At 29.8% G+C, this 14,520-nt stretch carries 6 protein-coding genes; all 6 read right to left on the reverse strand.

All coding sequences use genetic code 11. From position 1 onward, the window contains the following. Positions 1-148: 148 nt before the first annotated feature. The 6 genes from AW729_RS00355 to AW729_RS00380 all read right to left on the reverse strand — a co-directional run bounded on the left by AW729_RS00355 (position 149) and on the right by AW729_RS00380 (position 13,795). On the reverse strand, positions 149-3,739 hold the full coding sequence (locus AW729_RS00355) for a hypothetical protein (protein WP_112123204.1): 3,591 nt from the start codon (positions 3,737-3,739) through the stop codon (positions 149-151). Positions 3,740-4,165: 426 nt separating this feature from the next. Beyond that, entirely contained in the window at positions 4,166-5,668 is a 1,503-nt protein-coding gene (gene ltrA, locus AW729_RS00360) for a group II intron reverse transcriptase/maturase (RefSeq protein WP_162685685.1), read from the reverse strand. Between the two features lie 302 nt (positions 5,669-5,970). After that, positions 5,971-6,102: a hypothetical protein gene (locus AW729_RS11575; protein WP_257791392.1), complete on the reverse strand. Its 132-nt coding sequence runs from the start codon at positions 6,100-6,102 to the stop codon at positions 5,971-5,973. A 907-nt stretch (positions 6,103-7,009) separates the two neighbouring features. After that, on the reverse strand, positions 7,010-10,186 hold the full coding sequence (locus tag AW729_RS00370) for a chitobiase/beta-hexosaminidase C-terminal domain-containing protein (RefSeq protein ID WP_112123207.1): 3,177 nt from the start codon (positions 10,184-10,186) through the stop codon (positions 7,010-7,012). A gap of 230 nt (positions 10,187-10,416) precedes the next feature. Beyond that, the gene (locus AW729_RS00375; RefSeq protein ID WP_112123208.1) at positions 10,417-11,877 is read right to left on the reverse strand and encodes a transposase; all 1,461 of its coding nucleotides are present in this window, start codon (positions 11,875-11,877) and stop codon (positions 10,417-10,419) included. Positions 11,878-12,340: 463 nt separating this feature from the next. Beyond that, positions 12,341-13,795 (reverse strand): transposase, encoded by a 1,455-nt coding sequence (locus tag AW729_RS00380; protein ID WP_112123209.1) that lies wholly within the window; start codon positions 13,793-13,795, stop codon positions 12,341-12,343. Between the last annotated feature and the right edge of the window lie 725 nt (positions 13,796-14,520).

Consider the following 14,520-nt stretch of genomic DNA (forward strand, 5'->3'; position numbering starts at 1 on the left):
AGGCTTCTTAAAATTATTATAGACACATCATCATTATTTAATTGTATATAAACAGATACAAGTTAATCCAGATGTAATAAGAGATAATTAAAACAGCCAGTATATAAGTTAATTTGATTAAATTAAAAAAAAGAGGATTGAGAGGGGTTTAATTTATTGTAACGTTTTTAGTGTATGTTTGTGTTTGATTATTGGAGTCCGTGAATTCCACTTTCAGTTCGTGTTCACCAAGGAACTTTTCAATGATTTCTAGGATTACAGTTGCCAGGTCGTCACCTACTGTGCCGTTATAGACTAGTTGTCCGTCTATGTATAACAGTAAGTGTCCGTTGACAAATTTTTGGCCAAACATTTCATTTAGTTGGCCGAGTGTTATAACAGTATCTGCTGGTATCACAATGTTGCCTACAATTATTTGATGGATTGCAGGGATGTTTGATTGTATTGTATTTGTTACTGTTTTATGAGCTCTTGTGTCTTTTGTGTATGTATCTTGTTTTTCATCTTCTTGTGGATTTTGATTTTCGTCACTTGCTCCTTCTGGTATGTTTTCGATTATTGTTAAGGTTTTTTCATCTTTTGTCCAGATACTTGTGGATGCTATGTATACAGCGGTTAATGTATGATTTCCAAGTGATAAATCTTTTGGAATTTCGTATGGTAGGGATGCCCAGTTATCATTGATTGGTGCATATAATACCAATCCGTCTTCATCTACCAGGGGTTTTCCGTCTATTTCAAAGTATACTTTACCAAATTTGATTGTTCTATTTTTATAGTCTACGTATGCATCGAATGTCACTCCTTTTCCATTTACCATTTCAACATTTGAGGTTGTCACATTTATCATATCGCTTTCCTGGTAAACACTGAATGTTTCATTGGCCGATACATCATCATGTAATCCATCATTATAGTTGATATTTGCCATGTATTTTCCTGGTTCTAGGTCATTTAGTGCTATGAACACCTGGCCATTGTCATCCGGATAGTAGTTGCTTTCGGTTATGTTTGTAGTTATTGTTCCATAGTTTATTGGAGTTTCTTTGTCATCTTTTACTGTGACAATCAGGTGTGTTGGCGTTGTTTGAGTGGATAAGTTAACATTTGCTTGTTTAATGATGTTTAGTGCGAATTCTGTTGAACTAGAAAAAATACAATCATTACTATAGGTTATTTTTATCGTGTATGAGCCATCTAGAGTATCATATATATTTTTTAGTGCATTTACTATGCTTTCTGTTGGTATTTCGTATCCATCTGTTATATTGGTAAGGTTTAACAGTTGCTTGTATTTTGAAGCATCTTTTACGGTTATCAATGCCGTTCCTTCTTGACCGCTAGGATCTATGATGTTAAGTGTTATGTTATTTTGTATTACTTCAGGGTAATCATATGAATTTTCAGGTGTAGTTATTTGTGATTCGCCAATTACTTTGAATGTTACCTTGTTTGATTTTTGATTACATAATTCATAGTAAACATTGTATTTTCCAGGTTTTGACGGAGTTAATGTGTAGTTTTTCTGGTTGTCAGTAGTTGCATATACTTCATCATTAACATAGATTGTTATATCATCAAGTTTATCCAGGATATCAGCATCATAATTTTCGGGATTTTTCAAAGCAAAGCTATAATTTAATGCTACGTCTTCACCTAAATCGAATGTTTTCATATCATCCTTAATACTTAACAACATCTTTCTAAATGCAATCTCAGTTGATATATATGTGTTATTTTCTTCATGTCCATTAGTGTATCCGTTTAGGTCAATTGTTTCATTGTTGTCGGCTGTGTTGTTGGTAAATGTGTTACCTGTAAGATTAGTCTTTCCATTGGAAAATATTGCACCGCCACGTTCAGCTGTATTGTTTGTGATGTTTGAGCCTGTAACAGTAAAAAGTGTTTGGTAGTTTTTTATTGCCCCACCATAATGGGATGCCGTATTGTATGATAGTGTGGAGTCTATGATTGTAAATGGTCCATAGTTTTGTATTGCTCCCCCATCCTCTGCAGTGTTTCCTGTTAATACGGATTGGTTAACTGTTAATGTTCCAAGGTTTTCTATTGCTCCACCGTAATCAGCAGTATTGTTTGCTAGTGTAGATTGTATGACTGTTAGTTTTCCCTTGTTTTGTATTGCTCCTCCAACCGTTGATTTAGCACCTATTATTGTTATGTTCTTAAGAATCATTGAAGAACGACCATTAATATTAAATACCTGTAATTGATTTCCATATATCCACTGTCCATTACCATCAATTGTAAGAGTCATATTAGGATTAATCCACTCAATTGTACCAGTATTTATGTATAATCCGTTTTGTAATGTTAGGGTTATATCTTTTATCTGATTTTTTGCCACATTTACTGCATTACACAAATCTTGCCAATTAGTTATGTTATGTACTGTGAACTTGATTGTGTTTGATTTCTGATTATATGCTTTATAATAAACCGAGTAGTTTCCCTGTTTTAGATTTGATAATGTGTAGTTTTCGTATCTGGTTGTAGCATATTCCTTATCATTAAGGTATATTGTTATGTCATCAACTCTTTCCAGGATATCACTGTCATAATAGTGTGGATGTTCTACGGCAATGCTGAAGTTTAATACTATTTCATCTTCTGAACTGAAAAAGTTTTCATTGTCATTAATGCTTAACTTATTGGTTTTAAGTGCTATACTGGTGGATTTATAAACATTATCTTTAAAATATCCGCCAAAATTTTCAGATAAGTAATCTATTGTTTCTTTATTGTCGGCAGTGTTATTGGTAAATATATTTTTAGTAAGATTGAGACATCCTGGTGAATATATTGCACCACCTCTTTTTGCATGATTGTTAGTGAAATTAGAATTAACGATTGTGTAATTTCGAATCAAACTATGCGTTATTGCTCCTCCGTCATATGTTGCTGTGTTGTTTGCTAATGTAGAACCTGTGATTGTTAGCCTTCCATCGTCATTTATTGCTCCCCCATATTTTGCGGAGTTGTTTGCTAATGTAGAGTTTGTGATTATCGTTTTTTCATAATTGTCTATTGCTCCACCATATGTTGCTGTGTTGTTTACTAGTGTGGAATTGATTATTGTTAGTGTTCCATATCTGTTTCTTATTGCTCCCCCATAGTTATTTGCGGAGTTGTTTGCTAGTGTGGAGTTGATGATAGTCAATTTCTCATGATTTATTATTGCTCCCCCATCATATGAACTACCATTTGTTATTATGATATTTTTAAGAACCAGTGAAGTAGAACCATTAACACTGAATAATTGTTTCTTGTTTCCATTTATTGTTTGTCCGTTACCGTCAATTGTAAGACTGGAATTACTTTTGTACACTGTGATTGTACCAGTATTTATGTATGTTCCTTCCCCTAGGATGAGGGTTAAGTTCTCATTTTTCTTCATATTATTTACTGCTGTTTGTAGTTCTTTCCAATTGTTTATAGTTGTAGCGGTTTTTACATTTGTATTTGAATCTTTTTCTATCGTTTTAGTCGTATTTTCATCTACTTTATTATCGGATGATTTGCTGGTTTGTATATTTTCATTTATTTTATCATCTTGAATGCTATTAGCATTATCTGATAATTTATGTATATCATGTATTGCTGCTTCTTCTGCAATACTGCCTGTACTAGCGGTATCCTCTGATACGTCACTTGCACAGGCTACTCCAACAAGCAGTATTAATATTGCAGTGAAAAGCAGTACCTGTTTAATTTTTACCATATTTATTCACATCTTTGTTATATTATAATCCATTTTGACTATTACTATTCATTAGTCAATGTTCCAATATTATCATCAGCCCATTTTACCTAATAATCTATTAAATAGATATTGTTTATAGTTATCAATTATTTAATAAATACTTTGTAATATTATTTTTTTATAATATTTTTTTAATAATTATTATTAAAAGTATTATCCAACACGTCATCATTATTTAATGACATATAAATAGATATAAGTTAATCCATATGTAATAATAGATAATTAAAACAATCATTATGTTATTTTGATTATTTTAATTGTCGGATAAGTTAGAGAGGTTGCTCTCTCCTCCTCTCCTCAGAACCGTACGTGTCACTTTCATAACATACGGCTCAAGCATATTAGTTATCTGAAGAAACTAAATCTAATTAGGAAGTTATTTTATATTCCATATAAGCATTGGTAATTATTTTTAAATTTAAATCTTTCAAAGTACTCATTGAATTCACTTTTATACGGGGTTGCTTTATATTTAATGCACCACGCATACTTAATATGAATCCAACTCATACGTTTAAGTTGATTACCTGTTTCAGGATTAGTAAACAAATACTTATCTTTTATCGTTTTATCCCTACATGGTTTAAAGTGTTTACCTTTAATCCACTTATGATACTTCTTAGGATATAATCTCTTAAGAAGACGATTAATACGATGTATAATAAACCAATCCATCTTTTCAAAGGTTCTTTTTGCAGCTGTCATTCTCCAATAATAAGCAGTACCAATTATAAGATTATTTAAGGAGTCAATGAAACTTTCTATGTCTCCCCCATAAGCTTTTATAAAGATACGCCGTGCTTTATCTTTGAATGAAATAATACTACTCTTTGACGGTTTTGTAAGAACCACTTTTCTATTTCTACTGAAATATGATTTAATATTGATTCCTAGAAAATCAAAACCATTATCAATATGAGTAATTCTAGTTTTATCTTCAGCTAATGTTAAGCCCCTCTTTTTCAAGTAAGAATTTAACAGTTTCGGCACTTTATACGCGTCTTCTTTTGTTCTACAAAGTATTACAAAATCATCAGCATAACGCACCGTAACATACTTAGACTTATTACTGTATGTATACGAGCCATCTTTTCTGCGGATACGAGTGTATTTAATATCTAATGCTTCCTCCATTCCATGCAATGCAATGTTAGCAAGAAGCGGAGATATAATACCCCCTTGAGGTGTACCACTATCAGACTTATAAAATACATTATCGTCTAAGTATCCTGCTTTTAACCAGAGACTAATGGTTTTAGAGGCTGGAAAATACCGTACTTGTTCCATGATATAATCATGGTCAAGAGTATCAAAACAAGATTTAAAATCACCTTCAAATATCCAAGGACGATTAAATCCACGTACATGACTATATATCTTTGCTATAGCATCACTAGCACCTCTACAAGGCCTGAAACCATAACTATTGGCTTCAAAATGATGCTCCCAAATAGGTTCCAAGGCAATTTTACATACCATTTGGAACACACGATCACGTATGGTTGGAATACCCAAAGGTCTTAATTTACCATTCTTTTTAGGAATATAAATCCTACGAACAGGCCGAGGCCTATGTAGATTAATTTTACAATCCTTAAGCTGGTAAAATAGTTTCATACGCTCAGCATTTGTCATGACAATTTCAGAGTCAACTCCTGCCGTACGTTTACCACTATTTATTTGAGTAACTACTTTTATAGCCCACAATAGTGTTCTTTTATCATTTAAAAGTAGTCTACAATGACTTCGAACTCTTCGATAGTCACCAGATTCTTCAGCACGAATTATCCGCTGTTGTATCTTATATATGCTTCGACTTACATAGTTCCATTTAATATTGGACCATTCACTGTCGAGTTTGTCCAATTCCGTGGACTGACACAAATTAATATTTGCACAGTTTTCTTCATCTGAAATTTGACTCATAAATTAATCACATCTAGGATACAAATTCGTTTTAATTCATGTTATACACCTGTTAAAGTCAGCATATCCACAAGAGTTTATTATTTGTTAAATTCCCCTTTATCTTAACGATAATGTGGCATTAGCTTCCTTAACATCCTTTACCCAGTAAGGTCTTAGAATTCCCTCACAGAAACCCCTACCAGTAATGTATTACTGGACTTTACTGGGCTTACCAAGTTTATCTTTTGTTAGACTACGACACAACTTAGGCCCTCCCATTACACCGACAGACATATGGGTTGTAATCTATAGACGTCCTTTTTAACTTCGTTTGACCTGCCTGCAACTACAACACATCCTTTAATCATCCTAACGTGTTGATTTACTTTACGATGCTTATAAGAGTTCATTTATCATTAGCCAATATTGGTCTTTCTCTCGCCCTCCACTTCATGGATGCTAGAAGTAAGATTAGGCTTTACCTATCATGCAACCCACCCCACTGTTACCAATGACGCAGTTTCAAGGGAGAATAACCCATACAACAGGATTAAAAGTATCCGTTAATTAGATACTATACTAACACACACTCAAAACAAAGTTTCGAGTGAGAACAAATTAAAGACAATCGCTTGTCGCACAAAAAAATAGAAAAAAGAGAATTTATGCCAACACTCTATAATAGTGGACTTTGATTTGCAAAAAGCAGTATTATAATGATAATAATGCTTCCTGGAAATGATGTTATTTGCAGATAATAATTAAAACCGTCTTTAGCATGAATATCTTTTGGTAGATATTTATTAACGTAATCAGGAAAAATGATTACCAGATGTATATAAATTAGCCAAAAAATCCAACAATATTCGGAGTAGGGAATCTTTAATACGAAATAGAAAATCATCAACATAACATTTATAAGATTATATATTAGATTTAAGTATGAACAGATATATGGATATCTAAACATATACTGATTATCCTTTTTTTCATCAATGTATTTAAAGAATCTTATTCTATATATTATTCCAATTAAAAAGTATATATAATAAATTCCAAACATAAATGATGCAGTTGACAGGTGGTTTTCTCCTATAAATAATTGTATAAACATACCTGAACTAACTAACATTAATGGTGTAAACAATGAAAGCAAAAGTGTTAGATAATCATTGTCTTTTGTTTTTCCTTGTTTTAAAAAGATATGAATATTTGTTTTTTTAACAAAATATTCGCTACTTATTAAATGGTATATTGTGCTAAATAAGATAGTCTCAGTTATAATCATTACAATCCATAGTAATAATATATTCATCATTAAAACCATTCCATTATATTTCTTGATCCATTTATATATGGCAGTATATATTCTCTCGCTTCTTGTGTTTTAATCTGATTTTCAACAAAAGTTAACAGTTCTTCTTGAAGTTTATCGTAAATATTTATCATAACTTTAGTAGCATATTCTATTTTTCCGGGTTTATCTAAAACTTTTGTGGCTTTTGCTAATTTAAATGAATTAATAACATGTTTTGAAATGGCAGTTTGTGGTAAATAAGATAAAGTTAAACTAAGAACTGTATTAAATAATCGTGTAATATTTGTTGTATCTGCTAACCAACCATTAGCATCAATAATTAATCCTGTTCCAACAATAAACATAATACATCCTGTAATTACTCCAGCATCTCCATCAATTATACTACTACCAAATAGTCCTCGACTTCCATCAATGGCTAAACTTCCCATTTCATCTTCAATGATAGCTTCAGAACTATCAATATCATATCCCAATAGATTTTTTGTTTTATCTGTATAACCAAAACACAATCCATCTTCAAAGCATACATATACCGTTGATTTTAGCATATTTTTTCCATAGTTTCTATAATTTTCTGAATCATCCATTTTATCTGTAATTGATCCAATATATTCAAAACCATTAACTAACATGACCGACCAAATAATTGAGTGATTAAGATCATATGTAATGGATATATTGTTAGTTCTATTAGAAATTATAGAAATAATTTTTGTTATATTATTAAATGAATATTTGATATTTGAATCTATATTCAGTATTCCAAATAATTCCTCTATTGCAGTTGAAGCACAATTATATCTTATATTATCCAAGCTGAATTTTGCATGTTCATAACTATGTAATGATAATTCCATATTAAATAATTTTAAATTTGAAGTATCATCTATACTCATGCCTAATAATGGATCTGTAAAATGAATGTAATTCATTCTATCATTTTCAATTCCTGCCATGCATAAAACTTCATTTGTCAAGATACATGTTGAATTTAATTTTTTAGATATATACTCAGCATTTTTATGAGTTAATGTTATAGTGGTCATTGCTTCTAGAATTGTTCTATATTGTGGAGTAATTATTGAAATTGATAAATTCTCATATAACTCCTCTATATTTGATATTGATTGGTTTAATGTGGATATTGTTATTATTTCATTTGTAATTAAAAATGTTTGTAGTATATCATATTGTCCACATCCATCGACATCTCTAGGTTTAAAAGTCAATGTTTCATTTTTAATAATTATATTTGAATTAGTTTTAAATGTAGTTTCTATAGACCCGTTAGAACATAGTTTTTTCTTTAAATCAATAAAACACTGTAAGGTATAATTTGAGTATAAATATATTCTTTCATATTTTCTTACCAATGATTTGTATACTAAATTAACATAATCCATTTCACCATATACTTTTTCATAAAATGTTATGTCAAGAGTATCTGATTTATGTATAACTATACCTTCTTGATTAACTATGTTCAAATCACTATGTGATACAGTTTCATTTTTAAAACTAAAAAATACATAATTATTCAAATTAGGATTATACATATGATATGTATATGTTTTCTCTGATACAGAAGTAAAAGAGATTTCTTCATATTGGGATACATTTAAGAATCGTACAACATATTGATAATTCATAACAGTTTTAGACCCATTTATTGGATTGTACTCGATTGTCTTGGAATATTTGTCATTATATTGTGTGTATATTTCTATTTTAGTATTGGTATCTGTTGTGTAGCTTCCGTAGTTGTTTAGTGTTTCTGTTGGTGCTTGTGTCTGGTTATACTTTGTTATGTTGAATTTACCTGGCTGGTTGGATTGTATGATTATTTTCTGCTGTCCATTGCTCCAGATGTTACTTGCATTCATGACTGTTATGGTTGGTCGCTCATCCGGGTGCTGTACCGGCGTGTAATTGAATACTTTTGATTTATATAATTGTATGTCATCCTGTGTGTAGTATTTGAGTCGTGTGTTTTTGTTTAGGTATATTTTATCATTGTTTTTTGCTGTTTTTACTGTTGTACTATTGTTTGGATTTGTACCATCTGTTGTATAGTATACTGTGCAGTTTAGTTTGTTTATGCTGAATTGTATTCTTTGTTTGTTGTTTTCCAGTGTTGTTAGTGGTCTTATTGCTGTTATTGGTGGTGTCATTACCTTGGGTGGCTGGTAGAATGTTACATCGGATGTGAATCCTTCATTATCCACCAGTATTGCTCTTACCTGTGTTTTTATGGATATCATTACCTTGGTGTTGTTAGTCCACGTGTTACTGCTGGTATTGGGTGTTGATCCGTTTCGTGTATAGTAGATGGTACCTGCCTTGTTTATTTTTACAGTTATGTTTTGATAGTTGTCACGTACATCGGTAATGTTTTTGATTGTAACCACGGGTTTAACTGCATTCATACGGTAGCTGTAAACGTTGCTGGTTATTGAGCCGTATACTGATATGAATCGTAGGTCGGTATAGTTGTTTATGTTTATGGGTGCATTATATTTGGTACTCTTGGTGGTGGGTATGCTGCCGTTGATTGTATAGTATATGCTTGTTGTGGGCAATGTGTATGAAATGTATACTTGTTGTGCCTGATTTGTTATTGGTGTTTTGTATACTATGTATGGTGTTGAACCTTCACTAAGCTTCATTGATAGCACTGCACCGCATTCGCCGTTGGCCTTAACTGCAAAGTACTTCAAAGTCTTACTTGTATCATAAACAAATGCCTTGGTGTATTTTGTGCTACTGGTTGTTGGATTAGCACCATTTAAAGTATAATAAACACTACAGTTGTTCACACCACTAAAAGTAGCATTATAAGTAGTGGACGTGAGTTTGCTTAGCACCACCTTTACACTTAAAGCTGTGGTGGTGTTACTTACAATAGCATCGGTATCTCCACTTCCCCTGTCATTGTTGGGGGTACCTCTAGTGGAATCTGTGGATTTGTCATCTTCGACAAATTCCTCCTCATCCTCATCACTGGTATCGTTTAATTCTATTATTTCAGAATTTTCAAATCCATCCTCAAAATTATTATCGGGAATAACTTCCACATTATTCATATATTTATCCATATCCTGTTTTACATTATTATCGTAATTTGCATTTGCAGTAGTACCCATGTCATTATCATTTGATTGGCTGACATCCATAGCACATGCTACACTAATGCAAGAGAGAATAACAAATAAAAACAAGATTATCTTCTTATAATTAATAAATATTAGCCTCCTATTTTTTTTCTTTTATTGATTAATTATAATTAATCATGTTATTTTGCTGTTAATTATATAACTCAACTTAAAATTCATTATATCAAAAATGATTAACAACATTAAAAATTTTGTCTCAGCTTATTAATAAACATTACCTTTTTAAGGCATTAGTACATTGCGGTCACTTTTTGTAATGTTTTGTTTTTCATGTATGTGATTAGTTTTGAGATTATTCCTTCTTCTGTTTTGTATTTTCTTTTTTCTGATTTTTGTAGTGATAAGTTATAGGTTAATTCTGCGTTGTTGTTGGTTCTGGGTACTCCGTTTAGTCTTAAGTGTGTTGTTAGTTGATAGAAGTTTTTTTCTGTTCTTTCGAGCATTTTTTTATTGATTTTGGGTAAGCCTATGGTTGATTGTATTTCTTTTAGTTCATTTAATTGTTCTTTGGCATCTTCTAAGCTTAGTTGTCTTACTATTTCATTTATTTGTGATGTGTAGTTGAATATTGTCATTTTATCTAGTGTTGATTTACTTAGTGATTTACATTCGTTTTTTGCATCGTTTTTGTTGTTATATATTGCGTGAAATATGCATAATTGGTGTTCTACATTGAATTCTTTTGCTATTTTTTTATACATGGCTCGTCCATCTGTTATTAAGACATGAAATGCTCTATCTTTTGTTGCTTTTTTTATAAAATTAGATACTTCTTCTTTTGTTATTTTCCATTTATGAATAGTATTTCTTTTTATTATCTGTTCAGCAATGGGTATTTTGAGTTTAGTATCAGATAATGTTAATCGTAGCCCATCTTTCTTGTTTTCGGATAAATATTGTTCATCATAATTATATATGCCTGAACCTATTTCTTTTAGGTTTAAAATTAGATTTTCATCGGAATTATAAGTTATTCCATCGTAATCGTTGGATCTACTTATTTTGGATGCTGTTCTTGTCCAGTCGAAGAGAGTTTTAAGATTAATTTCTCTATTGAAAGAAGTTTTAAGTACGTCTTGTAATTGTGAGGGTGTATAATGAGAATAATATGTTATTTCATCTATTTTGTTAAAAAAAGACTTTGCATAACGTTTATATTTATCATAAACATTTGTTAATTCGGTTTGGAAGTGTTTTTTACATCGTTTACATTTATATTTTCTTAAATAAACAGTAATATTCTTATCATCTTGAACATCATAATACTTGACTTCATTAATAAAATTATGTATGTAATTAACTTCTATTTTTTCATTAAAATCATTTAAAGTGTTTAATACTGTCGAAACGTTTATACTTTCTATTGTTTGCTTAATTATTTCTTTTTCTTTATTTTTATCGTAAGGATTTAATTTTTCATTACCATTTATTCTTATTTTTCTAGGCCTAAATCCTTTTTTAATGATACTTCCTCTCATATTTTCTTTAATACAATGAGGACAAACAGGATTAACATATTCAAAATGATTATCATCCAAATTACTTAATTTTTCATTCATATCTTTTATTAAAGACTGATTTAAAGCTCTTTTAACAACATTTTCTTTTGCATTATCTGAACCAAAATCGAAAAGATTAAGTTGAATGGAAGACAAATTACTACTTAAGGAATCAGATATTTCGTTGTACATAATAATATCTATTCCTTTTTTACTATAAATAATTATTTATTTTTCATATCCTCTATGGGGTACTACCATTTTTTTATATAAAATTTCAACCTTCATTAAAATAGTATAAATAATTTAATACCCTCAGCATAGTTTTTAAAAAATGTATTTTTTTCAGGTGACCGATTTGTACTAATGTCCTTTTTAATAAGAAACGGGGTTATTTTAATAATTGTGGTGGAGGGGTTTTGAGTAATATTTTTTCTTAGTTTTGTTAGAAAGGATTATAAATAAAGTAAGATGTTGTTCGAAAAAGAAAATTTTCACAAATGATGAACTTAAAAAAGCAGTATTGCCAAAAGCCTTAAAGGAAAGCTTTTGAAAGATTAAATCCTTCTGATTATGAACTATTTGCCATAGTTTTTATGGTTAATTCGCTATACCCTGATATAACGAGGTAGTGTCCAAAATACAGTCTGACTTCCTATAAATTTAATATTTTTTCAGTGGGTTGTATTACAAAGACAGGTAAGATAAAATCTGTTTTTCCCAAGCATACTCTATAATTCCATCTGAATCTATTAGCCCTCATTTTTCTATCAACCCCTTTATCGGTCCTATAATGTTTCTTTAACTTATTACCACATGTAACATTGAAAAATAATTCGACTAAATTATTTGTACTAGGTATATCATCATTTCCAATGTGTTTAGTTAGTTTATCAAATTTTTTATCTATTTTGTCAAGGGCATCCACTATAGAATCAGGTAATTTACTTTTATCTTCTTTTAGTCTGTTTAATCTATTCTTGGCTGTTTTAAGAGTTTTTGATTTGAATATTAAGGATATCTTATCCATATATTTATTTAGTTCTTTATCTTCCTTATTTAACGTTCGGATTTCTTGATTTAATGTAGATATCTGTCTGTTTTTGGATTGTATTTTTTCATACAATTTACGTTGTTTAGTATCGTTTTTTTGAAATCTACCTCGTTTAGGAATGTATTGATTATTCAATTCTGTTAAATTTTCTTCAATAGTCTTAATCTTCTTTGATTTATTTTTTCTTTTTGTATTGTTTCTATTTATTATCTTATATGGTTTATCTCGCACATTATGGATGGCATGAAAAGTGCATAATGCTTGTTCTATTTCAAATTCTTTACAAATTGATGGATACATTGTATGACCATCAGTAATCATGCATTCTTTTGGTAAATTTGATAAAATCGTATTCCAGTAATTTAAAATAGTATCAGAATCAAATTTATCTTGATTAAGGATCATGGCAGGATATGCATATTTTGTGTTAGCATCAAGCAATTGTAATTTTGCTTTTTTATTTTTGGATACTTTCATAAACTGTTCATCATAATTATAGTTTCCAGATGCTTCTATTTCTTGTCTTTCAACTTCTGCATCAATTTCTTTTTCAACGGCAGTTAATATTTCATCACTAGTTTGATCTTGATGATTATACATGGTAGACTTAGGTATTCTTATTCCAAGAATAGCTTGAAAAATTTCACTCATTTTACGATAGGCTATCTTTTCAATAAATTGAAGTCTAGAACCCAATTGTTTCATATTATTAGTATAATTAGAACCATTATCAATAAATTTATCTAATTTAGCCCTGTGTTTCTTACCGCATTTTTTATCAGGACACCTATAAACAATCCTATAAACATTATCTAATTTATTGGGATAAAATTCTTCAACAGTACTTTCAACCAATTCCAATCCACAATCAGGACAAATAGGATTTGATTTAAAATACAAAACACCATCAATATCGGAGTTAAAGAATCCTAAAAACGGTATAACATCAGGTGAAACAGTATCTGGTAACATGACCAATAATTTTTCTTCTTCACCGAAAAATTTAACTACTTCAAAATTAATACATATATCTGTAGGGGTTATTTTCGTTAACATAATATTATATAACTCCCTACACATATATAAACTTATTTTATAACTCTAAACTCATTATAACAAATTCATTAAACTGATATAAATTAACGACGACATATATATCAACCATATATTAAAATACTGATAAAAATAAGTCTGTTAATTAAATAACATTTAACTTATAATTTAATTGAAGATTAAATAATTGTATGATATTATATCGTACTTTAACATTTATTTAATCAATGAAAAAATAAAACAATTTATTAAATAATGTTATAAGGTTAACAGACATCAAAACTCAGACTGTATTTTGGACACTGCCCAAAATTTATATAATGGGCCTATGGAAACATTAATTAATATCAATAAACATTATTATTTTGTTAGTAAGACACCTTTAGGCAATTTTTTTAAAAATAAAAATAATTATGTCGTAGGAAAAAAATATAATTATTTATTTGAATTCAGATATAAATTAGAGCCATACCCTTTTATCAAAGCTGAACCCATAAATGAAGAAAAATTCTTAGATTTAATTTATTAATGGTTTTTTTATGGCTGTGTGGTAAATAGATAAGAATTGATTTTTTTTATTGATTTTTAGAATTAGATGATTATGCCTCTAATATAATTATCAATATATATTTTGCATTTGCAGATGAACGTTCTGTCAGAATTAATTATGAACTCCTTTAACTTCTTTTTTCCTCTTCATAGTTGTTGATAATAATTGCTTTGTTGAT

The sequence above is a fragment of the Methanosphaera sp. BMS genome (assembly GCF_003268005.1).
Classification (GTDB): Archaea; Methanobacteriota; Methanobacteria; order Methanobacteriales; family Methanobacteriaceae; genus Methanosphaera.

Coding starts and splice junctions, on each gene's coding strand:
- AW729_RS00355 (WP_112123204.1), bottom strand. CDS start 3,739: ATGGTAAAAATTAAACAGGTACTGCTTTTCACTGCAATATTAATACTG.
- AW729_RS11575 (WP_257791392.1), bottom strand. CDS start 6,102: ATGAACTCTTATAAGCATCGTAAAGTAAATCAACACGTTAGGATGATT.
- AW729_RS00370 (WP_112123207.1), bottom strand. CDS start 10,186: ATGGATGTCAGCCAATCAAATGATAATGACATGGGTACTACTGCAAAT.
- AW729_RS00375 (WP_112123208.1), bottom strand. CDS start 11,877: ATGTACAACGAAATATCTGATTCCTTAAGTAGTAATTTGTCTTCCATT.
- AW729_RS00380 (WP_112123209.1), bottom strand. CDS start 13,795: ATGTTAACGAAAATAACCCCTACAGATATATGTATTAATTTTGAAGTA.